Source organism: Mycobacterium dioxanotrophicus (assembly GCF_002157835.1).
In the GTDB taxonomy this organism is placed as follows: Bacteria; Actinomycetota; Actinomycetes; order Mycobacteriales; family Mycobacteriaceae; genus Mycobacterium; species Mycobacterium dioxanotrophicus.
The window spans coordinates 6301066-6324893 of the sequence record NZ_CP020809.1; the positions used below are offsets into that span (position 1 = coordinate 6301066).

Genomic DNA, 23828 nt, shown 5'->3' on the forward strand with positions numbered 1-23828 from the left:
CTCAGAGTGTATCGTTGCCGGCCCTGCGGCTCTGACCCCCAGCAGGTCAGCGGCATACTCGGCGGATGCGCAAGCTCGGGTCCAGGGGGCGGCTCGTCGTTGTCGTCGTGGTGTTGGTGCTCGTCGCCACCTGTTACCAGTTCAGGGGCGCGTGGTCGGCCCGCCTGATCGACAGCGCGTTGCGGCGGCAACCGGGTGTGACGTTCGTGACTCACACCGTCTCGAGCGACAACGGCTTCGGGGTCCGCACCGCCAGCTTCAATGTCTACGTCAGCGGTGATGCGACCGCCGACCAGTTGTCGGCGCTGGGCCACACCCTCGCCACGCAGATCCACGATTCCTGGGTGTACGGCGGGCTGGGTGCCAGCTTCATTGTCATGCGCAGCGCGCAGCAGTCCTACCCCGCGCAGTCAGGTTCCACGATGTATGTCCGATTCGAACCGTCGCGTCCCACCCCGGAGGCGCCGTGGCGGGACTGGCTCGCCCTGTCCAAGGGCGACTACGCGTACGAGATCACCGGGTCAGCGTGGCCCGACAACACCGACCTCACGGTGGCGCTCCGCAGCATCGAACACTCGCATGACCCCCTCAGTGCTTCGGAGTTCGCCACGTCGGTCCGGCGGCTGGTCACGGATTTCCCCGATTCGACCGTCGGCTGGACCGTCTTCGACGCCGACACCAACAACGCCCCACGCATCCGTTCCGACCGCGGCCTGCCCAACCAGGCTCAACTGGCGCTGTGGCAGGCGCTCGATCAGATTGCGCCGATCGACGGCGCGTTCAATGTCGACCGGCCCGACCGGAACAGCTTCACGCTGGATGCGCTGCCCCCGGGTCCGGACGTGGAGCGCGTTGTCATCGCTCAACTTCAGCTCATCAAGGACTCGGGGCTGTCTGCGGCGTACGAGGTCGAGGACGCCCAGATCACGGTGCGGCCCGGGGGTTGTTCGAAGGATGTCCGGGAACCTCAGCCGCAGACGCCGGCGGAGGTGGACCTGCAAGCCAGGCTGCGCACCCAATTCGAGCAGTGCCGTGGCTGAGCCCGGCCGTCATGTCACCACCTTCCTCTGTGAGCGCTGGTAGGCACGGGCGGCCGCCGGTGCGCTGGCTCCGTGCACGATGACGCTGCCCAGCACCGCGATCACCAGCACCTGAACGACGGTGTCCTCGGCCACGCCCTCGAGGGCGTTGAACGCCAGCAGCCCGAAGACGATCGAGCTGGTGCCGCGCGGTCCCAGCCAGCCGAGCAGCAACCGTTCGGGCCATCCGACCGGTGAGCCGAGCATCGCCAGCAGCACCGTGACGACGCGCACCACCGTGAGCACGAGCAGGCAGAACACGACCATCCCCCACGGCACGCCGAAACCGAGCGCCAGCACGGCGGTGAGGCCGAACACGAACCACATGCCCGAAGCCAGGAGAAATCCGACGTCGTCGACGAGCTCCAGTTCGGTGGAGAACGTCGGCGAGGTCCGGAAGTAGTTGAACGCGATGCCACAGACGAAGGCCGAGACGAAGCCGTTGCCGCCGACGCCGAGGCTGGCTCCGAACGACAACAGCGGGGCGGTCACCAGGATCAGACGTTTGGCCTGGCCGGTCATCAGGCCCCGGCGTTCGGCCGTGTTGGTCGCCACCGCCAGAACAGCGCCGATGATGGCGCCGACCAGCAGCGCCTTGCCTGCCTCAGGGATGGCCCGGCCCAGCGCGTCCAGCGGCGTCTCGGCCTGGGTGCGGTCGGAGGCCAGTACGAGCGCGAAGATGAAGACCGGTGAGACGATGCCGTCGTTGTAGCCGGCCTCGACGTTGAGCAGGCCGCGTACCCGTTCGGGAATCCGGTCATCACGTAGCAGCGAGGACGTCGGCGCGAAGTCGGTCGGCACCACCACACAGGCGATGACCAGCAGCACTGCCCACGGCAGGCCCGGCAGCAGCCACAGGCCCAGCAGGACCGACGCGGCCAGGCCGAGTGGCATCGCGATGAACAGCAACCGCAGCGCCGAGCGCGGATCGGCACCGAGATACCCGCCGCGCACATCCGTGGCGTCGACGAAAAGCAGGACCGCAAGGATGATTTCGGCTACATGCTGGGCGGCGACGGCATTCAGGGTCGACGCCAGCGCATCCTTGGTGGTGAAACCTGCCGCAATCCCGGCCAGCACGAGCAGCATCGGCGAGGTGAGCCGCAGCCGCTCGAAGCCACGCGAGAAGAGCGACCAGCACGCCAGCACCACCGAGACCGCGACGAGCGACAACAGCATGGCCGGAATCCTGCCAGCTGCCGGCTGTTATTGACCGGCGATGCAGAACGCGTTGCCCACCGGGTCGGCGAGCACCACCCAGGAGAACTCGTCGCCGAAATTGTGCCGCTCGGTTTCACTGGCACCCAGCCCCACGAGCCGCGCCACCTCGGCCTCCATGTCGGCAGCATGGAAGTCGAGATGCACGCGGTTCTTGCCCGGCGTCGGCTCCTCGACGTGCTGGAACCCCAGCTTGGGGCCGTCGGGCAGCTCAACAACGATGAATTCGCCTGGCATCACGGCGTTTACCGTGCCGCCGAGCACTTGCGCCCACCACTGGGCCAGCGGCTCCGGTTCGGCACAGTCGACCGTGACCATCTCCACATGCAGCGTCATGCGGCCGACGATAGATCAGGCCGGTGACAAAAACGCCTGCAGCGCCGCCGAGTAGGCCGCGACGTCACGGGCGCCCATGAACTCCCGCGCGGAATGCATCGCCAGCTGCGCCGCCCCGACGTCGACGGTCGGGATGCCGGTGCGGGCCGAGGTCATCGGCCCGATCGTCGACCCACAGGGCAGATCGGCCCGGTGCTCGTAGCGTTGCAGCGGCACGCCCGCCTGCTCGCAGGCGAGCGCAAAGGCCGCCGCGGTCCGACCGTCGGTGGCGTAGCGCAGGTTCGGCTGCACCTTGAGCACCGGCCCGGCGTTGACCGCTATCTGGTGGGAGGGCTCGTGGCGCTCGGGATAGTTGGGGTGGGTGGCGTGCGCCATGTCGCCGGACGCCACCATCGACCCGGCCATCCGGCGCAGGTAGTCCTCCCGGCTGCCCCCGGCTGCCAGCGTGATGCGTTCCAGCACGGTGGGCAACAACTCGGACTGCGCACCGTGGTCGGAGGTGGACCCGACCTCCTCGTGGTCGAACAGGGCCAGCACCGGGAGGTGATCGGAGTCGCCCGCGGCGAGGAAGGCCTCCAACCCGGCGTAGCACGTCACCTGGTTGTCCAACCGTGGCGCACTGACGAACTCGTCGTCGACACCGGTGACGGCCGACGGGTTCGTGTCGTGCGTCATCAGGTCGAACCCCAGCACGTCGGCCTCGGCGACACCGGCCCGCTCGGCCACGAAGCCGAGAAACGACCCCGGCCGCTCCCCCAACCCCCACACCGCGTTGACGTGTCGCTGCGGGTCGGGGCTCACACCCTTGCGGTCGTCGGACAGGTGAATTGCCAACTGCGGCACCCGCAGGATCGGGTCGTCGACGCAGACCACGCGGTGTTCGACGCGGTTCCCGACGCGCACCGCCAGCCGGCCGCTGATGCCGAGGTCACGGTCCAGCCAGGAGTTCAGCCACGCACCGCCGTAGGGCTGCAGCGCCACCACCTGCCAGCCGGCTACCACGCGGTCGGGATATTGCTTGACCCGCAGATTCGGGCTGTCGGTATGCCCGCCGACGATGCGAAACGGTGTCACCGGGCCGGAATCGTCGGACCGCCACGCCACCAGCGAACCGGCCCGTACCGTGAAGTAGCGACCGCTGGCGGGCCAGGCGTCGGTTTCGGCCAGCTCCGTGAAGCCTGCTGCGACCAGTCGTTGTGCGGCATGAGCGCACACGTGGAACGGAGACGGCGAGGCATCGATGAATTCACACAGACCATGTGGGCTAGCTGCCATATCTCTATCTTGGCCTGGATTTCACGGCGGTCCGCGCTAGGGTCCTGATGTGCCCGCACCACAGCCCCAGCCGGTTCTGGCCCCGCTGACACCGGCTGCCGTGTTCATGGTCTCGACGATCGACGAAGGTCAGGAAGCGGCAGTCCACGACGCTCTGACCGATATCTCGGGCCTGGTCCGCGCAATCGGATTCCGTGATCCCACCAAACATTTGTCGGCGATCGTGTCGATCGGCTCCCACGCCTGGGACCGGCTGTTCTCCGGTCCACGCCCGGCCGAACTGCATCCCTTTGTCGCCCTCGACGGTCTGCGCCACCACGCCCCGGCAACGCCGGGAGACCTGCTGTTCCACCTGCGGGCCGAGTCCATGGACGTATGTTTCGAACTCGCAACCAAACTCGTCGATGCGATGGCGGGTGCCATCACCATCGTCGACGAGGTGCACGGCTTCAAGTTCTTCGACAACAGGGATCTGCTCGGATTCGTCGACGGCACCGAGAACCCGAACGGGCCGGTGGCCACCAACGCCACCCAAATCGGCGATGAGGACCCGGATTTCGCCGGCGGCTGCTACGTGCATGTCCAGAAATACCTGCACGACATGACATCGTGGAACTCGTTGTCCGTCGAGGAGCAGGAGCGGGTGATCGGGCGCACGAAACTCGATGACATCGAGATGTCCGATGCGGTGAAACCACCCAATTCTCACCTCGCCCTCAACGTCATCGAAGACGCCGACGGCAATGAGCTGAAGATCATCCGACACAACATGCCGTTCGGCGAGATCGGCAAGGGCGAATTCGGCACGTACTACATCGGATATTCCCGCACACCCAACGTCACCGAGCGGATGCTGCGCAACATGTTCATCGGTGACCCCCCGGGTAACACCGACCGCATCCTCGATTTCTCCACGGCCGTCACAGGCGGCCTGTTCTTCAGTCCCACCATCGACTTCCTGGATGATCCACCGCCGCTCCCGGCGGACCGGGCAGAAGAATCGCAACCGGTTTCTGTCGAGGAGCCGGCGGCGAGCAGCAATGACACCTCACTTGCGATCGGCAGCCTGAAAGGAACACCGCAATGAACAATCTCTACCGCGAACTAGCTCCGATCACCGAGTCCGCCTGGGGCGAAATCGAAACCGAGGCGACCCGGACGTTCAAGCGCCACATCGCCGGGCGCCGAGTCGTCGACGTGACGGGGTCTGGCAGTCCGGTGGAGGCCGCGGTGAGCACCGGTCACCTGCTCGACGTCGAAGCGCCCGCCGACGGGGTGCAGGCCAATCTGCGGGCGAGCCAGCCCCTGGTGCGGTTGCGCGTGCCGTTCACGGTGTCGCGCACCGCAATCGACGATGTCGAGCGCGGCGCCCAGGATTCGGACTGGGATCCGGTCAAAGACGCCGCCAAGAAGCTGGCCTTCGTGGAAGACCGAGCCATCTTCGAAGGCTACGGCGCCGCATCCATCCAAGGCATCCGCAGCGCCAGTTCCAATCCCGCGCTGGCCCTTCCCGATGATGCTCGCGAGATTCCCGACGTGATCGCCCAGGCACTTTCGGAGCTGCGCCTGGCCGGTGTCGACGGCCCGTACTCGGTTCTGCTCTCCGCGGCGACCTACACCAAGGTCAGCGAGACCACCGCACACGGTTACCCGATCCGGGATCATCTCAGCCGACTGGTCGACGGGGACATCATCTGGGCGCCTGCCATCGACGGTGCGTTCGTGTTGTCCACCCGCGGTGGGGATTTCGATCTGCACCTCGGCACCGATGTGTCCATCGGGTACCTGTCCCACGATGCCGACAGCGTCAAGCTGTACATGCAGGAGACTCTGACGTTCCTCTGCTACACCGCCGAGGCATCGGTGGCCCTCACCGCCTGACGCTCGCTTCGCACCGCGCGCCCTTTCGCACCGCGCGCCCTTTCGCACCGCGCGCCCTTTCGCACCGCGAGCCCTTTCGCACCGCGAGCGTGCGTGTCTGCTCCGCGACACGCCGCTCGCGGTCGGCATTTTGCGCACGCTCGCGGTGATCGAGGGTGACGCCTACTTCGGCGCCACCAGTGAGAAGAGCTTGTCGTCCGTGCGTTGAACCAAAGTGGTGTGTACCTTCCACACCTCTTTCGCCTCGCTCGGAGCAGGACCCGGTATCGACCACAACACAGCGCACGTCGTCAGATCGACGCCCTGTACCAGTCCGTCGCCCTCGTCGCGCGCAACGACCACCTCTCCGTCCGAACCTATGTAGTACGTCCAAAGGCTTTCGCCTTCACAGGTTTTCCCTGCCTCACCCGTTCGCAGGTCGAATTGCTGCCACACTCGTTGTTTGGCATCGGCCGAGACGAGAAACCGGGATCCGATCAGTCGGGCGTACGGCGAAGGGCCTGATGGTGGTAGCCCGAGAACCCGCTGGCCGTCCAATGTGAGGACCACGTCATTCGTCTTTGAACCAACCAACGGTATGTCAAGGGAACGGTTTTCGAGTGTGCCCTCCACTCGCGGTTCACTGAGCTTCTTGCCCGTGTGGTCGAAGAATGCCACTCGTTCGGTCGTATAGTCACCGGCCACGGTGTATTCATATCCGAAGCCACCTTGATAGACGACGGCACGTCCGAGGTCGGTGCCGGGCGCGATATCCGGTTTGACGACGTGGCCGTCGACGACGGAGAACACCACATCGGCGACTCTCCCACTGCCCTGGACCGCCAACGTCGAGGGCACAGTGTCGCGGTGCCGCACACTGAATTGCGAAGTCAAGCCACCGTCGCCGGGCACAAACCAGGTCAACTCGCCGTGTGCACCAACGCCGTATATACCCACGCCGATCACGATCGCTATTGCATATTCGCCGAGTTGCTCAAGATTTGGTTGTCCCTGCCGCCCTGCGACGCGCAGATCTGTCGGCCCGTCGTAAACCATTTCACCGGATGAAGTGTCGACCACCCATGCTGTCGACGGCACGTTGAGGTCAGCCGGCTGCCGAACGCACAGGACCATGGGCGGCCCGTTCACGAAACAGTTGAAATTTGTTGCGTTGCCGGCCGGTCCGAGCCGCACTGGTCCGAACGTGCGCTTGCCGCTGGTCACATCAAGGCCGAGCAGCCACCAACCTTCGTCCGTGATACCGAGAAACACGCCTAGATCACCGACGTTTCCTACCGGTCGCGCGACTGTACCGGGCGGGAGCCCGAGCTGATCGACGGTGACCGTCCAGCCCGGAACCGGCAGCTGGCGCATCGACTGTGCCAACAGCGTCTGTTGCGGCAAGTCGAGTGCCAAAGCCTCGGATTGGGGCTGCCCTTGCGTCGTCTTGCCACCGCAGCTCACCAAGACAAGAACGGTAAGTACGGCCAGGCACCGTCGAAGAAGCCGTGACAGCGGTCTCACCGTCATTCAGCACCTCTCGCAACGACGTTGAGTCGTTGTACCGCTTGGCCGTCGGCAAGCTCCTCACGATGTTCGGGATGCTCCCAATAGAAACGCATCAGGTCACGTAACGCCTGACCTGCCGGCGTGTACCAGTCCGACGGAAGTGTCCGAATTCCCCCGTCGTCGGTTGCTATATACGTCGTCCCGGTGGGCTTACGTCCATTACGCGGCCTGTCCGCGATCTCCGCCAGTTCATCCCAGGTGCGCCGTGCTGTTGTCATCGAGTTCCCCATTGCAATGCCGTCGGCGCTCATCCGGAGCAGGCTCATACCGCGTTGCCGGGCAATCTGACCCATGCTGAACACACCAATGGCCGCTCCGACAGCGCACATGGCTACGTAATACTTCTGGTCGCCGCGCGGTGTCGGGATGTCCAACATGTTGAGGGGCGCGAACACCGCGTAGACACCCATCGCGATAAACACGCCGATCGTCGACGCCATGAGACAGCGGTCAATCCGGGGATCCGGCCGAACCGTCGTCACGCCGTCGCGGCACGTGACGCGGGGTGACACTCTTCCCGATGCGACAACCACCAGCATCGCGACCATCCCCAAAGCGAAGACCGCGAAACCCAACGCCACGGCCGCCGACAACCACTCAGCACGCCCAGCGAACAGGAACGTCCACACCACACAAAACGCCCCGAACGGGCCGAAGATGAGGCACAGAAACGCGGCGGCGACAGAGGACTTCACGGCCCACACATCACGTTGCCGACCAACTTTCCGACGTAGCCAAAGACAAAGCCGCCCGCCACGTTTCCTCCCATGGCGGCAAGCGGGCCAACCCCGGGTATCGCACCTACCGCAATCGACGTGGCGAAACCTCCTGCCAGGCCGATTCCACCGGACCAGGCTGCCACGCATTTCTCGTACGCTGTGTCCCCCGTGTAGATCCCGAGAGCCATCTGCGCGATGCCCATCGCGGGGCCGCCCCATTTTGCGCCCGCTTTCAGCCCATCGAGGACGTGTGGGCTCACTCCCTGGATGCCTTTGCCGGCCTTGACCTCCAAACCGGAAAGCGCGCCACCGGTCAACGTCGGTATCGGGTCTTGGAAGAACGAATCCGGCAGCTTCTTTTCGTTGCCGTTGGCCGCGATGCAGCTCCCGGACTGGGTCCCGTCGGGGTTCTGCGAGATGGTCATGTGTGTCCCGTCGGCCCACGCCACATCTGTGCGTTTGCCGCCGTCCTCACGCGGGGTGGTCGTGGTATCCGATATCCAGTTGCCGTTCTTGTCGAGGTGCAGGACTCTCACAGTTCCGGTCGGGTAGATCATCTGGCTGGGCAGGTCTTCCACATACTCCGTCGCGATCTGCTGACTGCCGTCGAGCATCGTGTACGTGGTGACCTCGTTGCCGCGTGGGTCCGTCGTATGGGTGACTTCGCGGACTGTTGTCGCCATGTCCTGTGCGCGAGCAACCTCCTGGAATTGCTTTCCCTCATCAGTTTTGGGATCAGGAACATCGTCGACTGGAGGAGGCGCCGGTAGCCGAGGCGGCGCCTGCCCGGGATCGCCCAAGACGGCCCCATCGCTTGCAAGCACGGCAAGTAGCCGACCCCTGGCCGCGCTGTCGGCGTCGTCGACTGCCGCAAGCAATCGATTGATTTCACCTTGTGCTGCCTCGGCCTGCTTCTGCAACTGGGCCGCTTTTTCCGCCGACATTCCCGCCGGGTCGATCAACACAACCCATTGGTCGGTGACGTTCAATTCGGTCGCGTCGATCGCATCAGCCTTGGCCAGCAGATCCCTGCGCGCCGCGCTGATCCAGGTACTGCCACTGTGCAATGCGCCGGCGAACGCTTCGGCGTAGTCCTTGAATGCCGACGCCTTGTTCGTCGCCCTTTCGAACATGCCTGCGGCGGCAGTATGGGCTTGTCCGGCCCAGCCGCGTGCCTCAGGCATCGCGTCGATGCGATCATCGAGATTTCGAACCACGGTATGAATCGATATTCCGGAGTTCTTGACCGACGTTCCAGCGGGCTCCAGCGATTCCGGGTTCCAGCTTTGCAGCCGCGAACGTGACGGCAACATGTCAGAACAGTCCCTTGAAATCGCCGGCGAGCGTAGCGTCATCGACTTCGTACCGGTCTCCGGCACCTCGGACCGCTCGCCCAACCGCACCGATGTCGCTGACGATATCGGTTGCCACCGACCCGAGATGTTCGCCTACCAGGCGTGCCGCCCACTGCGTGTCTGACCCGGGCAGTCCGTCAGCCGCGGTGCTGGCGACTTTGCCGACATCAAGCCCACTGATCTCCGCCGCGGCGTTGTCGACCTGACTGGCGAACGCGCGCAACAATTCCGGATTGACTAACACCTAGCCCCCTCAAGCTGTTTCAAGCCAGCAGTCCACGCGGGACCACTGGCTTGAATCTAACAGCTACTTCACAGGAAGCGGGGCGGCAACTTCGCCAAGCCTCAGCCGTCAGGCCGTGAGGACCGCGTCCAGTGCGGAGTAGAAGAGGCCGAGACCGTCGTCGGAGGGGCCGGTCAAGGCTTCCGTTGCGTGTTCGGGGTGCGGCATGAGGCCGACGACGCGACGGTTGGCCGAGCAGACGCCTGCGATGTTGCGCATCGAGCCGTTGAGGTTCTCGCGGTAGCGGAAGACGACGCGATCCTCGGCTTCGAGTTCGTCGAGCACCGCCTCGGAGGCCACGTAGCGGCCTTCACCTGACTTCAGCGGGATCAGCAGATCGGCGCCCGGCTCGTAGCGCGTCGTCCACACCGTCGAGGAGGATGACACCTCGAGCCACACGTCGCGGCAGATGAAGTGCAGTCCGGCGTTGCGGGTCAAGGCACCGGGCAGCAAGCCCGCCTCGCACAGCACCTGAAAACCGTTGCAGATGCCCAGGACCGGCATTCCGTTTTCAGCCGCGGAGATCACCGAACCCATCACCGGGGCGAACTTGGCGATCGCGCCGCAGCGCAGGTAGTCGCCGTAGGAGAAGCCGCCGGGCACCACGACGGCGTCGACGCCGTGCAGGTCCGCGTCGGCGTGCCAGAGGTTGACCGCTTCGGCCCCGGCCAGTCGCACCGCACGCGCGGCGTCGACGTCGTCGAGGGTGCCGGGGAAGGTGATGACCCCGACGCGGGCGGTCACGAATCCTCCCGGCTCACCGCGAAGTCTTCGATCACGGTGTTGGCCAACAGGGACTCGGCGATCTCGGCCAGCGTCTCGTCGGCCACGGAATCGTCGACCTCGAGCTCAAAGCGCTTGCCTTGTCGAACATCTGAGATACCCGCATGCCCGAGACGGCCGAGCGCCCCGACAATGGCCTGCCCCTGGGGGTCCAGGATCTCAGCCTTGGGCATCACATGCACAACTACCTTTGCCACGGCGCACACTCTACCGGCACGACCCCAGGTAGGCGTCGCACAGTGGCCTGGTCATCGCATCGAAGACCTGGCTATCGGGAATCGTCGGCCACGGAATCTGCGGCGGGGTCGTTGACCACATGGCGAGCTCCACCACGGTGCTGTTGCGGGTGTCGGCCAGCAAATACTGATGCAGCACCCTGGTGCCGTCGACGCTCAGCACCGCCGCGAGCTGACCGGGCACGTCGGTGGTGATCGACGGAGAGGCCTGTGGTGCGGTCAGTTGGCAGGCCCGCAGCGCGCCGGCCGCCACCCGGATCACCCCGAGCGTGATGTCGGCGCCGCGCCAGGTCTCGCCGCGCCAGTGCACCACCTGCGCCTGCACCTGCCATTGACCGCCCGGCTCAGGGATGAGCGCCCGCGCACTGACCGCGTAGCCGCGGGCGTCACCAGGCAGCGGCGGCGTCGCGCAGTCGTCCTCGAAGCGGAACCGCGGGCTCACCGTCGCCACCGCCAACCCGGCAGGCTCCTGCCAGTGGTAGTTGCGGAACAGGGGAATCTCCGACGCGGCGATCCATGCGGAGGCGGGGATCTGGTCGCACATCGGCGGACAGGTTGAGGGCTGCGACGAGGCCGCCCCGGGCGCGGCCGCCAGTCCGAAGACCGCGAGCAACATCGCCCACATCATCCGCATGATTGCAGCCACTGAGGGCAACAATATAGGCATGCAATTGACGCATTTCGGACATTCATGCCTTCTGGCCAGCATGTCGGACACCACGGTGTTGTTCGACCCGGGCAATTTCTCGCACGGATTCGAGGGCATCACCGGCCTGTCGGCAATCCTGATCACCCATCAGCACCCCGATCACGCCGATCCGGCCCGCCTGCCCGCGCTGGTCGACGCCAACCCGCAGGCCGCCCTGTACGCCGATCCGCAGACCGCTGCCCAGCTGGGTGGAGCCTGGCAGGCCGTGCAGGTAGGCGACCAGTTCCAGGTCGGCAACATCACCGTTCGCGGCGTCGGCGGCAGGCACGCGGTGATCCACCCGGAAATCCCGGTGATCGACAACATTTCGTATCTGCTGGGCGATGACGAGCATCCGGCGCGATTGATGCATCCGGGCGACGCGCTGTTCGTACCCGGCGAGCCGGTCGACGTGCTGGCCACCCCGGCTGCCGCGCCGTGGATGAAGGTATCCGAGGCCGTCGAGTACCTGCGCGCGGTGGCGCCGGCCCGGGCGGTGCCGATCCACCAGGGCATCATCGAGCGCAACGCGCGGGGCATCTACTACGGCCGGCTCAGCGAGATGACCACCACCGATTTCCAGGTACTCGACGAGGAAAACGGCACCGAGTTCTAAGCGATGTCGGCCGCCGCGCCCCGACCGGCGGCGCGGCCCGAGAAGATGCAGCCGCCCAGGAACGTTCCCTCCAGGGACCGGTAGCCGTGCACGCCCCCGCCGCCGAATCCGGCCGCCTCGCCGGCAGCGTACAGCCCGGGCAGTGCAGTGCCGTCCTCGCGCAGCACCCGGGAGTCCAAGTCGGTTTCCAAGCCACCCAAGGACTTTCGGGTGAGGATGTGCAGTTTGACGGCGATCAGGGGGCCGGCTTCCGGATCGGTGAGCCGGTGCGGTGCGACGACGCGACCCAGCCGGTCACCGAGGTAGCCACGCGCTGCGCGGATCGCGGTGATCTGTCCGTCCTTGGTGTAGCGGTTGGCCACTTCGCGGTCGCGGGCGGTGACCTCGGCGGCAACCGTTGCGTAGTCGAGTCCGATGACATCGGGGACCGTGTTCATCGCGGATACCAACTCGCGCAAGGTATCTGCGCTGACGAAGTCGACGCCGCGGTCGACGAACGCCTGGACCGGAGCGGGGGCGCCGCGCCTGACCCGCGCCAGCACGTCCCGCACGCTGCGGTCGGTCAGATCGGGATTCTGTTCCTGACCCGAGAGCGCGAACTCCTTGGCGATGATCCGGGCGTTGAGGATGAACCACGTGTAGTCCTGCCCGGTTCGGCAGATGTGCTCCAATGTGCCGAGGGTGTCGAAACCGGGGTACAGCGGCACCGGTAGGCGTCTTCCGTTGGCGTCCAACCACAGTGACGAAGGACCGGGCAGGATGCGGATGCCGTGTGCGGGCCAGATGGGATCGTAATTGGTGATTCCCTCGGTGTAGTGCCACATGCGGTCACTGTTGATGACGCGCCCACCAGCGGCCTCGGAGATGCCGATCATGCGTCCATCGACGTGGGCGGGCACCCCGCTGAGCAGTTGTTCGGGCACCCGGCCCATCCGCTCCGGCCAGTTCTTGCGGACCAGCTCGTGGTTACCGCCGATCCCACCGCTGGCCACGATCACGGCCGCCGCATGGAACTCGAAGTACCCCACTACATTTCGCGATGACGCCACACCACGGGCGGCCGACGACGGCTCCAGCACCGAGCCTCGCACGCCGGTCACCAGACCGTCGGACACGATCAGCTCGTCGACGCGGTGCCGGTGGGCGAATCGGACGCGCGCGTTGTTGCGCACGCGGCGCGCGAAAATCTCGACGAGCGCGGGTCCGGTCCCCCACGTGATGTGGAACCGCGGTACCGAATTGCCATGTCCGAGCGCGTCATACCCACCTCGCTCGGCCCAGCCGACCAAGGGGAAGGTCTGCAACCCGCGGGCCCGCAGCCAGCTGCGCTTCTCCCCCGCCGCGAAATCCACGTAGGCATGCGCCCATTCGCGGGGCCAGTGGTCTTCGGGCCGATCGAATCCCGCCGTGCCCAACCAGTCCTGCAGCGCGAGCGCTTCGCTGTCACGGATGCCGAGCCTGCGTTGTTCGGGGCTGTCGACGAAGAACAGTCCGCCGAACGACCAGAACGCCTGACCGCCGACGTTGGCCGCGTTCTCCTGGTCCACGATGAGCACGCGGTGTCCACGCTCGACGAGTTCGCAGGCGGCCACCAGTCCAGCCAGACCTGCTCCCACGACGATGACGTCGGCGTCTGCCATGAGAGGCAAGACTAGCGCGAGTCAGGCGGCGTCGGTCAGTACCGGATCGGCGTTCCAGTGGTAGACGGCAGGCACGCTGTTGTGCAGCAAAGCCAGGTCGATGGCGTCGAGCATGGCTTGACGCGGACCGGGCCTGCGCAGGTGACGCGCGGCCACCGCGACGCGCACAACGCCGTCGCGCCGGGCGGTGCGTTCAGCGGCCAGAACGAGTGTCCGGCACCACCACGGCTCGGTGAGGAAGCCCTCGCCGATACCGAGCACCCGGGCCCGCAGGGTGGTCTGGCGGACCAGGTCGGTGACTCCGCTGAGGCCGGCCAGCAACCGAAAGCCGTTGCGCGGTAATGCGGTCACGGTGCCTTGCGACACCGTCCAGCCCGGGGCGGCGAACAGCCTGGTACGTAGCCCGAGGTGCTCGAGCACCCGGTCGGCTCCCATGATCCGCAGATTGGCCTCGTGCGCGGGCAGGCTCGCGAACTCGCCGCGCCGCTTCTTGGTGGCGGCCTCGTCGTACCCGTGCAGGACCACGGCGTCGCCGGCGGCGCGGCGCGTGGTCAGCCATTCCACCGTCGGGGCGTCGCGGTCGAGGCGGTATCCGGCCTTGAGTCGTGGTGCGACCAGAAGCGAGGCCGGCACGCCCCGGCTGTCGAGTTCGGCGCAGAACGACTCGACGTCGGCCAGCGTGCGGTCGCTGATCTGTGAGATCGAGACGAAGAGTTGTCCGGTCACCCCATCAGTGTGACAACGTCACATGACGCAACGGTTTCCAACACTCTGCCGCGGAATGTCGATTCGGCTATCGCGGCAGGACAGCTTCGATGGCTGCCAGCACCTCGGGTGCATCGGGCGCGGTACGCGGTCGGAACCGGTTCACCACCACCCCACCGGGGGCGAGCAGGAACTTCTCGAAATTCCACTGGATGTCACCGGCCGCACCCTCGGCGTCGGCGGCCGTGGTCAGGGCGGCGTAGAGCGGGTGCCGGTCCGGCCCGTTGACGTCGGTCTTGGCCAGCAGCGGGAAGGTGACGCCGTAGGTGGTCGAGCAGAAGGTCTGGATCTCCTCGGCGGTGCCGGGCTCCTGCCCCATGAACTGGTTGCACGGCACGCCGACGACGGTCAGACCACGGTCGCCATAGTCCTGCGCGAGTTTCTCCAGCGCCGCGTACTGCGGGGTGAGACCGCATTTCGACGCCACGTTGACCACCAGTGCCGCGCCAGTTGCCAACGCGCCCAACGTGGTCGGGGTGCCGTCGAGGGTGGTCAGCGGTATTTGGTCGATGCTCACAGCTCGACGCTACCGCACCTAGGCGTCGAACAGGATCAGGCCCAATCTCTCGACGACGCCGACCGGGTCGGCGCCTGTGTCGATCGCATCGTTGAGCCAGAGCAACGAGAAGCCGTGCACCAGCGACCATGCCGCCAGCGCCGCCGCTTCGGGGTCGGCGTGGGCTTTGGCGTCGACGAGAGTGCCCACCCCGCTGTCGAGTTCGGCCCGCGCGGCCGCGGCCGCCACGACGAGTTCGGGATTGGTCTCGTCGTAGAGCGACTTGTCGAACATCACCGCGTAGTGGCCGGGATGGTCCAGCGCGAACCGGACATAGGCCTTGGCGGCGTCGATGAACTTGGGACGGGCGTCGGTCAGCGCCGCGGCCAGCAACTGGAAGCCTTCGGTGGCCAGCGCGGTGAACAGTCCGCGCCGATCGGTGAAGTGGTGCGCCGGTGCGGCATGCGATACCCCGGCCGCGCGTGCCAGTTCACGCAGCGAGACGCCGTCGGCCCCGCGCTGCGCCACCAGGGTCGCGGCGTGGGCCAGGATCACGGCCCTCAGACCCCCGTGGTGGTAGCTCATGCGACCATCCTAGTGCGCAATCTTGACATCGCCTAGATTGGCGGTACCGTGTCTAACTAGACAATGACAAGATTGGGGTTCGCGATGGCCGTGTTCCTGACGTTGGTTCTGGGCAGCGTGGCAGCCCGCGTCATCGGCTGGGCAGGGGTCGACTACGTCGACAGCTGGCCCCGCGCCGTCGCCGTCGGCCTCGCGACGATGTTCGTGATGACGGGCGTCGCCCACTTCGTCAATCCACTGCGCGCAGACATGATCGCGATCGTGCCGCCGCGGCTTCCCGCCCCGGCGCTGCTGGTGACCGTCACCGGTGTGCTCGAGCTGGCCGGTGCGCTCGGCCTGCTCTACCCGCCGACCCGGGTAGCCGCGGCGGTATGTCTCTTTCTGCTGATGCTCGCCATGTTTCCGGCCAACGTGTACGCCGCCCGGATGCCGAGCCCGCCGAAGTCGATGACCTCCCGGTTAGGTCTTCGGGCCGCTGAAGAGGCTGTCTACCTGGCCGCTGCCGTAGTTGTCGCGATCGGCGGCGGCCAGTAGCCAGGCGTACTGGAAGGCCGCCTCTTTCCAGCGTTCGTAGCGTCCACTGATACCGCCGTGACCGGCCACCATCTCGGTCTTCAGGAGCACCTTGTTGGCGTCGTTCGCCGGATCGGACTGGACATGCCGCAGCGCGGCAACCCATTTCGCCGGTTCGACGTAATACACCCGGGTGTCGTTGAGCGAGGTCATCGCCAGGATCGGCGGGTACTCCCTGGCCGCGACGTTCTCATACGGCGTGTAGGACTTCATGTAGGCGTAAACCTCGGGGTCCTCCAACGGATTTCCCCACTCGTCCCACTCGGTGACGGTCAGCGGCAACGACGGGTCGAGAATCGTGGTCAGCGCGTCGACGAACGGCACCTGGGCCAGAATGCCTGCGAACAGTTCCGGTGCCATGTTGGCGATCGCGCCCATCAGCAGCCCACCGGCGCTGCCCCCGAGGGCCACCAGGTTCTGCGACCGCGTCAGGTCGGTGTCGATGAGATGCCTTGCCACCGAAATGAAATCGGTGAAGGTGTTCATCTTCTCCAGCAGCTTGCCGTGCTCGTACCACGGCCGACCGAGCTCACCGCCGCCGCGCACGTGGGCGATCGCGAACACCATGCCCCGGTCCAGCAGTGACAGCCGGGCAATCGAAAACCGCGGATCCTCGCACGACTCGTAGGCACCGTAGCCGTACAGCAATGTGGGGGCGGGGAATTGCAGACCCGCCCGATGGATGATCGAGATCGGTACCCGCGCACCGTCGGGCGCCGTCGCCCAATCCCGGCGTTCCACATAGTCTTCCGGCCGGTAGCCGCCCAACACCGGCTGCTCGCGCAGCAGCGTCCGGTGCCCCGTCGCGAGATCCAGGTCGTAGACCCGGGCCGGGGTGACGAATGAGGTTGCGGCGATCCGCAGTTTGGGTGCAGACCAGTTGGGATTGCCACCCAGGCCCGCAGCGGTCAGCTCGGAGTCGAAAGTCAGTTCCTCGGCTGTGCCGTACCCGCCGTTGGCGTTCACGGGCCACAGCTGAATCTTCGGCAGCGCCTCGCTGCGGTAACTGATCACCAGGAATCCGTCGAAAGCGTCGACGGCGTCGAGACGCACATCGGCGCGGTGGGCGATCAGCGGATGAAAAGCGTTGGGGTCGTTGACAGGTGCATCGACGAGCGTGAAATTCTCGGCACCGTCGTTGTGCAGGATGAGGAAGCGGTCCTCACCTCCGATGACGGCATGCTCGACGGAGTACTCGACCAGATCCCGCCGCTCCCACACCGGGACGAACTGCGCTTGCGGATCGTTGGCATCGGCGTAACGGACCTCCGTGGTGACCGCGCTGCCCGCCGCGATGAACAGGTACTTGTTGCTGCGGCTGCGTCCGACGCCGACCCAGAACCGTTCGTCGGGTTCGTGGTACACCTTTTCGGCCGGTAGGCCCGCAGCGAGACGGTGCCGCCACACCGTGTCCGGGCGCCAGGCGTCGTCGACGGTGGTGTAGTAGATCGTCCTGCTGTCGGCTGCCCACGTCGCGCCCGAACCGATGCCGACGATCGTGTCGTCATACTCCTGCCCGGTGCGCAGGTCCCGAAATCGCAGGGTGTAGCGCTCATCGCCCTTGACGTCGACCGAATACGCCAACACATTGCCGTCCAGGCTGACCGAGGCCGCCCCGAGCGCAAAGTAGTCGTGGCCGTCGGCTTCGACGTTCTCGTCGAGCAGCACCTGCTCACCCGGGACGTCGGTGTGCTCGTCGAACTCGGGCGGCGTCCAGTCATCGGGATCGGTGACCGGGCAACGGCAGTGCACGCCGTACTGCTTGCCTTCGAAGGAGCGGGCGTAGTACCACCAGCTGCCCCGACGAGTCGGGACCGACAGGTCGGTCTCCTTGGTGCGGGCCTTGATCTCGTCGAAGATCTTCTGCCGCAAGGGCTCCAGATACTCCGTCGCATACGTGGTGAACGCGTTCTCGGCTTCCAGATGGGCGATCACCTCGGGATCGTCCTTGTCGCGCAGCCACTCGTACGGGTCGACGAACACGTCGCCGTGGTGCTCGCGGCGATGGTTGCCACGCTTGGCGATCGGAGGAGTCACCGGCTCACTCATGCGCCGATCCAATCGGCGAAGCGCAGCCCCGAAATGCGTTCATAGGCCTCGATATAGCGGTCCCTCGTCGCCGTCACGATTTCATCGGGCAGCGGCGGTGGCGGGGCCTCTCCGTGACGGTCCCAGCCCGACTCCGGCCCGGTCAGCCAGTTCCGCACGAACTGCTTGTCGAAACTGTCCTGCACCACGCCCTGCCGGTATGAATCCGCGCGCCAGTACCGCGACGAATCCGGCGTGAAGACCTCGTCGGCCAGCACCACGTCGCCGTTCTCGTCGACACCGAATTCGAACTTCGTGTCCGCGATGATGATGCCCTTGGTCAGTGCGTGGTCGGCGCCCTGCAGGTAGGTCTGCAGCGTGCGCGCCTTGAGCTGGTTGGCCAGCACCGGGCCCACCAGATCGATCACCTGGGCGAACGAGATGTTCTCGTCGTGCTCACCCAATTCGGCCTTGGTGGCCGGGGTGAACAACGGCTCATCGAACTTGCTGGCCTCCCCGAGCCCGGGCGGCAGCGGGATACCGCACACCGAGCCGGTCTTCTGATAGTCGATCAGACCGGATCCGGTGAGGTAGCCGCGCGCCACGCACTCGACCGGCAGCATCTTGAGCCGGCGCACCACCAGCGCACGGCCCAGCACCTCCTCGGGGATGCGCGGATCGTCCGGTGGACCCGCGAGATGGTTGGGCGCCTCGACGTGGTCGAAGAAGAAGACGCTCATCGCGGTGAGGATCCGACCCTTGTCGGGGATCTGCGAGTCGAGGATGTGGTCGTAGGCCGAGATCCGGTCGGACGCCACGAACAGCAGGTGGTCGTCGTCGACGCGGTACAGCTCGCGGACCTTGCCGCTGGCCAGGTGCTGGTACTCGGACAGAGCGGGACGCATTCGGTCAGACTATGTGTTGGGATCGGTGCCATGAGATCGCGGTACCTGCCGTACGCCCACAGACCCGGCCGATTGCTGGCGCAACTGTTCAGCGACGTCGCGGTACTGGCGTGGATAACGGTGTGGGTGCTCGTCGGTATTGCCGTGCATTCGGCCATCGCAACCATCGCCACGGTGGGCCGCCAAGTGCATGACGGCGCCAACGGCGTGGCCGACAATCTGGACTCGGCCGGCGACAGCGCGCACCACATACCGCTGGTCGGCGACACCCTGAGCAAGCCACTACGGGCAGCCAGCGAGGCGGCGCTGGACATCGCCGGAGCAGGCAGCAGCCTCGACTCCACCGCCAGCTGGCTGGCCTGGGTGCTGGCACTGGCCGTGGCCGCCGCTCCCATCCTGTTCGTCGCAATGCCGTGGCTGTACCTGCGCGTGCGGTTCTTCCGGCGCAAGTGGACGGCCATCACGTTGGCCTCGACCGCCGCGGGCGAGCAACTGCTGGCCCTGCGCGCCCTCGCCAACCGGCCACTGACCAAGCTGACCGCGGTGTCCGACGACCCCGTGGGGGCGTGGCGCCGGGAGGAACCACACGCCATCCGCGGCCTGGCCGCCCTCGAACTGCGCTCAGCGGGCATGCGCCTGCGTCGCCTCGACTGATCGCGCATACCCGCACCGGGTGCTAGCCGAGATCCGGTCGCTATCGACTCCCGTGCAGCCGTCGCAGCCAGCTCCCGAACGGATGGCGCACGGTGACCGAGCCCATCCGGACTCGGCCCCGCACGATGAGATGCAGCTGCTGCGACGGCGGGCTGGTGCGCACCTTGACCGTCGCACTACCCGCGACGGCGTCGACGCCGTTGAGGTCCGCGGTCGCCGTGGACGGCACGATCAGTTCGGTCGAACTGCAGTAGTCGTCGATGACGATCTCCACCAGCGGGCCGGGCAGCACGGCCGAGGTGAAGTCGAGCGTGGTGCTACACATCCGCGTGTTGAGTTGCAGAACCGGGGCCACCGTCCATTGCCCCCGCCGCACGATCGATGACATGCGGCCCCGCAACACCTCCGGGGCCGGGCGTGGTGCGGCGGTCACCGCCATCGGCAGGTCGGCGAGCACGACCCGCAGTTCGCCGCGGGTGCGTGCGGCCAGTGCGGCGTCGTAGCGCTGGGTGAATTCGTCGAGCGTGAGCATTCCCTCGCTGACCGCCCGCTCAAGCAGTTGGCCTACCTTGGCCCGCTCGGCGTCCGAGACGCGGAGGTGGTCATTCTGGCCTGAGTCCATGCTCCGAGGTTAGGCGAATCAGCCGACGAGTCACGATGACCGCGACCGCAAGCCACGCCGCGAGCGCGATCCAGAAGAACACCAGCGAGACGATCGCCAATGGCTGCCAACCGGTTTCGAGCATCATCGCGAAGGTGGCCGCCGAGTACATGCCGAGCGGGAACACCGCGGGCCAGTCGAGCATCTGACGCCAGCTGGTGATGGCCAGCGGCACGATCTGCACGGTGGCGACGGCGAGGGTCACGATGGTGATGATCCGCACGCCGTCGGCGAGCGGTCCCGGGTGCAGTGCGGCGTGAATGTGCTCGCCGGCCAATGTGGCGATGGCGAGCGCGCCCATCAGGATCCAGTGATCGGGTGGGACGTTGCGCCGAGCTTCGGGTTCGCCCAACGCCCGCCACGCGATGAGCAGTGTCATCACGCAGTACGCCGCCAGCGCGCAGGCCCAGAAGATGAGCGCCCAGAACACGATTCCGGCGGCGACAAAGACGATGGCCAGTCCGGACGTCGCGACGCTGGCGAGTTCCCAAGTGCCATGCGCCCGGTCGCGCAGCCCAGTCGGGCCCAGCCGCCACATCCTCTTCAGCAGCGACGGGACGAGCGACAACCAGCCCACGAGGCCCATCGCCCCAAGCCCCCACAGCACCACGGAGTGGTCGGCGAATCGCGAGGCCAGCACCGCACATGCCGCCACATACGTGAAGAAGCCGACCACCGTGTCGATGTCGCGCAGATCGAACGTCCGCCATCGCGCGGCTGCCAGGTACATCAACACTGGAAGTGCGACAGCAGCCAGCGCCGCCAACGGCACGCTGACGATGCCGAAACCGTGGTCCGCAGCGGAGATCGACACGATGCCGGTCGCCATGACTATCGCGAACATCTCGGGTTTCACGCCGCGAGCTCCACCACCAGATGCCGGATGCCGGTGTGCCGGTTGCTGCGGGTCCATTCGACGGGCTGGACCAGTCGGGCCGACGAGAACCGCTCAAGCAGTTCTTCGAACAGCACGCGTAGTTCCAGCCGGGCCAGATTGGCGCCGAGGCAGTAGTGAACGCCGTACCCGAAGCCCAAGTGCGGGTTGGGTTTACGCGTGATGTCGAAAACGTCCGCGTTGGCGAACACCGATTCGTCGCGGTTGGCCGAACCTTCCCACACCTGGACCTTCTGCCCGGCCTCGACATCGCAGCCTGCGAGGGACACCGAACGGGTCGCAGTGCGACGCTTCGACGGTGACGGCGAGGTCCAGCGCACCAGCTCTTCGATCGCTGTGGGCAGCAGCTCAGGATCCGAACGCAACAACTGCAGTTGATCCGGATGCTCGATCAACGCCAACAGGCCGCCCGCGACCGCGTTGCGCGTGGTCTCGGCACCCGCGCTGAACAGCAGGCTGAAGAACAGGTACAGCTCTACGTCGGAGAGTGCCGCCGCTTCGTCACCGCGAAAGGCGTTGGCCACCACCGACAGCATGTCATCGGTCGGGTGTGCCCGCTTGGCGGCGATGAGTTCCTGGCCATAGGTGTACATCCGAGTGCCCGCCTCCTCGGCCGACAACTGCCCGACCGACGCCGTGCGGGCCGAGCCGAAGTCGAACTGCGGCTCGATGGCCTCGAAGAGCCAATGCCGTTCAGAATCAGGCACTCCCAGCAGGATGCAGATCATCTGCATGGGCAGTTCCGCCGCCACGTCGACCAGGAAGTCGAAGGCTTCGCCGACCGAGACGGAATCCAACAGGGCGCGCGCCCGCGTCCGCAGATCGTCCTCGACACGACGGATCATCCGGGGAGTCAGCCCCGAGCTGACCAGCCGGCGGATCTCGGAGTGCCGCGGGTCGTCCATCATGTTGAGTACCTGCCCCGCGATGGACAGGTCCTGCAGCAGGGTTCCACCGAACGGCCGCGAGCCCCCGGTCACCGAGGAAAACGTCGACGGATCTCGCAGCACCGCAAGGGTTTCAGCGTGGGTGGCCACCGACCAGAAACCCTCGCCGTCGGGCGTGTGTTCCGTCGGCGGGTGCCAGTACACCGGCGCCACCCGCCGGTGTTCGGCGAACAGCTCATGGGGAAACCCATGAGCGAAATTGTCCAGATCGGTGAGATCTGCCAATGTCACAAGATGGCACCCGAGGTGTACTTGGCGGCCTCCGGGTAGCGGCTGACCAGTTCGTCGACGGCCGCGACCACTCCGTCGACCTGTGCGCCCGCGGCTCCCGTGAACGCCTGCCGATCGGCCAGGGCCGTCTCCAGCGCGACCCGGTCCAGCGGCAGGCGCGGGTCGGCGGCCAGCCTGTCCAGCAGGTCGGGCTCCTTGCCCTGCTCGCGCATGGCGAGCGCCACCGCCACCGCGTGTTCCTTGATCACCTCGTGGGCGGCTTCGCGGCCGACCCCGGCGCGGACCGCCGCGATCAGGATGCGGGTGGTGGCCAGGAACGGCAGGTAGCGGTCCAGTTCCCGCTGGATCACCGCGGGGTAGGCGCCGAATTCGTCGAGCACCGTCAGGATCGTCTCGGTCTGTCCGTCGAGGGCGAAGAACGCGTCGGGCAGCGCGACGCGGCGCACCACCGAGCAGAACACGTCGCCCTCATTCCATTGCGCTCCGGCCAGTTCCGCGGCCATTGAGGCGTACCCGCGCAGCACCACCTGCAGGCCGTTGACGCGCTCGCAGGAGCGGGTGTTCATCTTATGCGGCATGGCCGAGGATCCGACCTGCCCCGGCGCGAAGCCTTCGGTCACCAGTTCGTGCCCGGCCATCAGCCGGATGGTGTGCGCCAATGATGACGGCCCCGCGCCCAGCTGCACCAGCGCGGACACCACGTCGTGATCCAGCGACCGCGGATACACCTGCCCGACACTGGTGAAAACGTCGGTGAATCCCAGGAATTCGGCAACCCGGCGTTCCAGCTCGGCCAGCTTGCCGGTGTCGCCGTCGAACAGGTCGAGCATGTCCTGCGCGGTGCCCATCGGTCCCTTGATGCCCCGCAGCGGGTACCGGTCGATCAGCTCGCGGACGCGTTGCAGGGCCACCAAGCTTTCCTCGGCCGCCGAGGCGAACCGCTTGCCCAGCGTGGTGGCCTGCGCGGCGACGTTGTGACTGCGCCCGGCCATCACCAGGTCGCGGTACACCACGGCACGCTCGGCCAGCCGGGCCACCACCGCGACGCCGTGGGCGAACACCAGCTCCAGGGAGCTGCGGATCTGCAGCTGCTCGACGTTTTCGGTGAGGTCGCGGCTGGTCATGCCCTTGTGCACGTGCTCGTGGCCGGCGAGCGCGTTGAACTCTTCGATGCGGGCCTTCACATCGTGGCGGGTCACCCGTTCGCGGGCGGCGATGGAGGCCAGGTCGACGTTGTCCAGCACGCGTTCGTAGTCGTCGATCACGCCCTCGGGCACGTCGACGCCCAGCTCGGCCTGGGCACGCAGCACAGCCACCCACAGCCGGCGCTCCGCGACGATCTTGGCCTCTGGCGACCAGATCGCGACCATCTCCTCGCTGGCGTAGCGGTTGGCCAGAACATTCGGAATCGTCACGAACACACAGCTTACG

Annotated in this window: 26 protein-coding genes; 6 read left to right on the plus strand and 20 right to left on the minus strand. The window is 66.4% G+C overall.

Going from position 1 to position 23828, the window contains the following annotated elements; translation table 11 throughout:
- The first annotated feature begins 65 nt into the window (after positions 1–65).
- Complete coding sequence (locus tag BTO20_RS30725) at positions 66–1040, plus strand: hypothetical protein (RefSeq protein ID WP_232490904.1); 975 nt, start codon at positions 66–68, stop codon at positions 1038–1040.
- A gap of 9 nt (positions 1041–1049) precedes the next feature.
- Here BTO20_RS30725 and BTO20_RS30730 read toward each other — a convergent pair whose 3' ends face one another.
- From BTO20_RS30730 to BTO20_RS30740, 3 genes are read right to left on the minus strand one after another with little or no spacing between them, the layout of a single operon-like run.
- Positions 1050–2258: a cation:proton antiporter domain-containing protein gene (locus BTO20_RS30730; RefSeq protein ID WP_087079641.1), complete on the minus strand. Its 1209-nt coding sequence runs from the start codon at positions 2256–2258 to the stop codon at positions 1050–1052.
- Between the two features lie 27 nt (positions 2259–2285).
- Entirely contained in the window at positions 2286–2633 is a 348-nt protein-coding gene (locus BTO20_RS30735) for a VOC family protein (protein ID WP_087079642.1), read from the minus strand.
- 15 nt (positions 2634–2648) lie between these two features.
- A complete protein-coding gene (locus BTO20_RS30740; RefSeq protein ID WP_087079643.1) occupies positions 2649–3908 on the minus strand; it encodes a M18 family aminopeptidase in 1260 nt (419 codons plus the stop codon).
- A 49-nt stretch (positions 3909–3957) separates the two neighbouring features.
- Here BTO20_RS30740 and BTO20_RS30745 point away from each other — a divergent pair, with 49 nt between their 5' ends.
- Both BTO20_RS30745 and BTO20_RS30750 read left to right on the plus strand, forming a co-directional pair.
- Positions 3958–4995, plus strand: coding sequence for a Dyp-type peroxidase (locus BTO20_RS30745; RefSeq protein ID WP_087079644.1), 1038 nt, complete (start codon positions 3958–3960; stop codon positions 4993–4995).
- Positions 4992–5789: a family 1 encapsulin nanocompartment shell protein gene (locus tag BTO20_RS30750; RefSeq protein ID WP_029369870.1), complete on the plus strand. Its 798-nt coding sequence runs from the start codon at positions 4992–4994 to the stop codon at positions 5787–5789. Before BTO20_RS30745 ends, BTO20_RS30750 begins: the two co-directional genes overlap by 4 nt.
- A gap of 162 nt (positions 5790–5951) precedes the next feature.
- Here BTO20_RS30750 and BTO20_RS30755 read toward each other — a convergent pair whose 3' ends face one another.
- From BTO20_RS30755 to BTO20_RS30785, 7 genes are all read right to left on the minus strand, one after another.
- The gene (locus tag BTO20_RS30755; RefSeq protein ID WP_232491292.1) at positions 5952–7232 is read right to left on the minus strand and encodes a hypothetical protein; all 1281 of its coding nucleotides are present in this window, start codon (positions 7230–7232) and stop codon (positions 5952–5954) included.
- A 62-nt stretch (positions 7233–7294) separates the two neighbouring features.
- A complete protein-coding gene (locus BTO20_RS30760; protein ID WP_157680361.1) occupies positions 7295–8032 on the minus strand; it encodes a hypothetical protein in 738 nt (245 codons plus the stop codon).
- Positions 8029–9435 carry a WXG100 family type VII secretion target gene (locus BTO20_RS30765; protein ID WP_157680362.1) on the minus strand — a complete coding sequence of 469 codons (1407 nt, stop codon included), beginning with the start codon at positions 9433–9435 and terminating at the stop codon, positions 8029–8031. Before BTO20_RS30765 ends, BTO20_RS30760 begins: the two co-directional genes overlap by 4 nt.
- Complete coding sequence (locus BTO20_RS30770; protein ID WP_087079648.1) at positions 9371–9655, minus strand: type VII secretion target; 285 nt, start codon at positions 9653–9655, stop codon at positions 9371–9373. The genes BTO20_RS30765 and BTO20_RS30770 overlap by 65 nt, the downstream gene beginning before the upstream one ends.
- A gap of 108 nt (positions 9656–9763) precedes the next feature.
- Positions 9764–10438 (minus strand): phosphoribosylformylglycinamidine synthase subunit PurQ, encoded by a 675-nt coding sequence (gene purQ / locus BTO20_RS30775; protein ID WP_087079649.1) that lies wholly within the window; start codon positions 10436–10438, stop codon positions 9764–9766.
- Positions 10435–10674: a phosphoribosylformylglycinamidine synthase subunit PurS gene (gene purS / locus BTO20_RS30780; RefSeq protein ID WP_019970485.1), complete on the minus strand. Its 240-nt coding sequence runs from the start codon at positions 10672–10674 to the stop codon at positions 10435–10437. The genes purQ and purS overlap by 4 nt, the downstream gene beginning before the upstream one ends.
- 10 nt (positions 10675–10684) lie before the next feature.
- The gene (locus BTO20_RS30785) at positions 10685–11347 is read right to left on the minus strand and encodes an ATPase (protein ID WP_087082918.1); all 663 of its coding nucleotides are present in this window, start codon (positions 11345–11347) and stop codon (positions 10685–10687) included.
- 31 nt (positions 11348–11378) lie between these two features.
- Here BTO20_RS30785 and BTO20_RS30790 point away from each other — a divergent pair, with 31 nt between their 5' ends.
- Complete coding sequence (locus tag BTO20_RS30790; protein WP_198344119.1) at positions 11379–12017, plus strand: MBL fold metallo-hydrolase; 639 nt, start codon at positions 11379–11381, stop codon at positions 12015–12017.
- Here BTO20_RS30790 and BTO20_RS30795 read toward each other — a convergent pair.
- From BTO20_RS30795 to BTO20_RS30810, 4 genes are all read right to left on the minus strand, one after another.
- Positions 12014–13657, minus strand: a complete 1644-nt coding sequence (locus BTO20_RS30795; protein ID WP_087079650.1) for an FAD-binding dehydrogenase — start codon at positions 13655–13657, stop codon at positions 12014–12016. The two genes, BTO20_RS30790 and BTO20_RS30795, sit on opposite strands and share 4 nt — an antisense overlap.
- A gap of 21 nt (positions 13658–13678) precedes the next feature.
- Complete coding sequence (locus BTO20_RS30800) at positions 13679–14383, minus strand: DUF2334 domain-containing protein (RefSeq protein WP_087079651.1); 705 nt, start codon at positions 14381–14383, stop codon at positions 13679–13681.
- 67 nt (positions 14384–14450) lie between these two features.
- Complete coding sequence (locus BTO20_RS30805; RefSeq protein WP_087079652.1) at positions 14451–14939, minus strand: glutathione peroxidase; 489 nt, start codon at positions 14937–14939, stop codon at positions 14451–14453.
- An 18-nt stretch (positions 14940–14957) separates the two neighbouring features.
- Positions 14958–15503: a TetR/AcrR family transcriptional regulator gene (locus tag BTO20_RS30810; protein WP_087079653.1), complete on the minus strand. Its 546-nt coding sequence runs from the start codon at positions 15501–15503 to the stop codon at positions 14958–14960.
- Between the two features lie 84 nt (positions 15504–15587).
- Here BTO20_RS30810 and BTO20_RS30815 point away from each other — a divergent pair, with 84 nt between their 5' ends.
- Complete coding sequence (locus BTO20_RS30815) at positions 15588–16037, plus strand: DoxX family protein (RefSeq protein WP_087079654.1); 450 nt, start codon at positions 15588–15590, stop codon at positions 16035–16037.
- On the opposite strand, the gene BTO20_RS30820 is transcribed toward BTO20_RS30815, so the two are convergent.
- Complete coding sequence (locus BTO20_RS30820) at positions 15963–18125, minus strand: S9 family peptidase (RefSeq protein WP_087079655.1); 2163 nt, start codon at positions 18123–18125, stop codon at positions 15963–15965. The genes BTO20_RS30815 and BTO20_RS30820 overlap by 75 nt on opposite strands.
- Positions 18122–19009, minus strand: a complete 888-nt coding sequence (locus BTO20_RS30825) for a phosphoribosylaminoimidazolesuccinocarboxamide synthase (RefSeq protein WP_087079656.1) — start codon at positions 19007–19009, stop codon at positions 18122–18124. The genes BTO20_RS30820 and BTO20_RS30825 overlap by 4 nt, the downstream gene beginning before the upstream one ends.
- A gap of 30 nt (positions 19010–19039) precedes the next feature.
- Between BTO20_RS30825 and BTO20_RS30830 the strand changes: the two genes are divergently transcribed.
- Positions 19040–19663: a hypothetical protein gene (locus BTO20_RS30830; RefSeq protein ID WP_087079657.1), complete on the plus strand. Its 624-nt coding sequence runs from the start codon at positions 19040–19042 to the stop codon at positions 19661–19663.
- Positions 19664–19703: 40 nt separating this feature from the next.
- On the opposite strand, the gene BTO20_RS30835 is transcribed toward BTO20_RS30830, so the two are convergent.
- The 4 genes from BTO20_RS30835 to purB are packed head-to-tail and all read right to left on the minus strand — an operon-like array spanning position 19704 to position 23812.
- Positions 19704–20285, minus strand: a complete 582-nt coding sequence (locus BTO20_RS30835; RefSeq protein ID WP_087079658.1) for a DUF1707 SHOCT-like domain-containing protein — start codon at positions 20283–20285, stop codon at positions 19704–19706.
- Positions 20266–21180, minus strand: coding sequence for a tellurite resistance/C4-dicarboxylate transporter family protein (locus tag BTO20_RS30840; protein WP_087079659.1), 915 nt, complete (start codon positions 21178–21180; stop codon positions 20266–20268). The genes BTO20_RS30835 and BTO20_RS30840 overlap by 20 nt, the downstream gene beginning before the upstream one ends.
- Complete coding sequence (locus tag BTO20_RS30845) at positions 21177–22397, minus strand: cytochrome P450 (protein ID WP_087079660.1); 1221 nt, start codon at positions 22395–22397, stop codon at positions 21177–21179. Before BTO20_RS30845 ends, BTO20_RS30840 begins: the two co-directional genes overlap by 4 nt.
- Positions 22394–23812, minus strand: coding sequence for an adenylosuccinate lyase (purB, locus tag BTO20_RS30850; protein ID WP_087082920.1), 1419 nt, complete (start codon positions 23810–23812; stop codon positions 22394–22396). The genes BTO20_RS30845 and purB overlap by 4 nt, the downstream gene beginning before the upstream one ends.
- Positions 23813–23828 lie beyond the last annotated feature (16 nt).

Excerpts from the sequence above, each read along its gene's own strand:
- BTO20_RS30725 (WP_232490904.1), top strand. The coding sequence starts at position 66 with ATGCGCAAGCTCGGGTCCAGGGGGCGGCTCGTCGTTGTCGTCGTGGTG.
- BTO20_RS30730 (WP_087079641.1), bottom strand. The coding sequence starts at position 2,258 with ATGCTGTTGTCGCTCGTCGCGGTCTCGGTGGTGCTGGCGTGCTGGTCG.
- BTO20_RS30735 (WP_087079642.1), bottom strand. The coding sequence starts at position 2,633 with ATGACGCTGCATGTGGAGATGGTCACGGTCGACTGTGCCGAACCGGAG.
- BTO20_RS30740 (WP_087079643.1), bottom strand. The coding sequence starts at position 3,908 with ATGGCAGCTAGCCCACATGGTCTGTGTGAATTCATCGATGCCTCGCCG.
- BTO20_RS30750 (WP_029369870.1), top strand. The coding sequence starts at position 4,992 with ATGAACAATCTCTACCGCGAACTAGCTCCGATCACCGAGTCCGCCTGG.
- BTO20_RS30785 (WP_087082918.1), bottom strand. The coding sequence starts at position 11,347 with ATGCGGATGATGTGGGCGATGTTGCTCGCGGTCTTCGGACTGGCGGCC.
- BTO20_RS30790 (WP_198344119.1), top strand. The coding sequence starts at position 11,379 with ATGCAATTGACGCATTTCGGACATTCATGCCTTCTGGCCAGCATGTCG.
- BTO20_RS30795 (WP_087079650.1), bottom strand. The coding sequence starts at position 13,657 with ATGGCAGACGCCGACGTCATCGTCGTGGGAGCAGGTCTGGCTGGACTG.
- BTO20_RS30810 (WP_087079653.1), bottom strand. The coding sequence starts at position 15,503 with ATGAGCTACCACCACGGGGGTCTGAGGGCCGTGATCCTGGCCCACGCC.
- BTO20_RS30815 (WP_087079654.1), top strand. The coding sequence starts at position 15,588 with ATGGCCGTGTTCCTGACGTTGGTTCTGGGCAGCGTGGCAGCCCGCGTC.
- BTO20_RS30820 (WP_087079655.1), bottom strand. The coding sequence starts at position 18,125 with ATGAGTGAGCCGGTGACTCCTCCGATCGCCAAGCGTGGCAACCATCGC.
- BTO20_RS30825 (WP_087079656.1), bottom strand. The coding sequence starts at position 19,009 with ATGCGTCCCGCTCTGTCCGAGTACCAGCACCTGGCCAGCGGCAAGGTC.
- BTO20_RS30830 (WP_087079657.1), top strand. The coding sequence starts at position 19,040 with ATGAGATCGCGGTACCTGCCGTACGCCCACAGACCCGGCCGATTGCTG.
- BTO20_RS30835 (WP_087079658.1), bottom strand. The coding sequence starts at position 20,285 with ATGGACTCAGGCCAGAATGACCACCTCCGCGTCTCGGACGCCGAGCGG.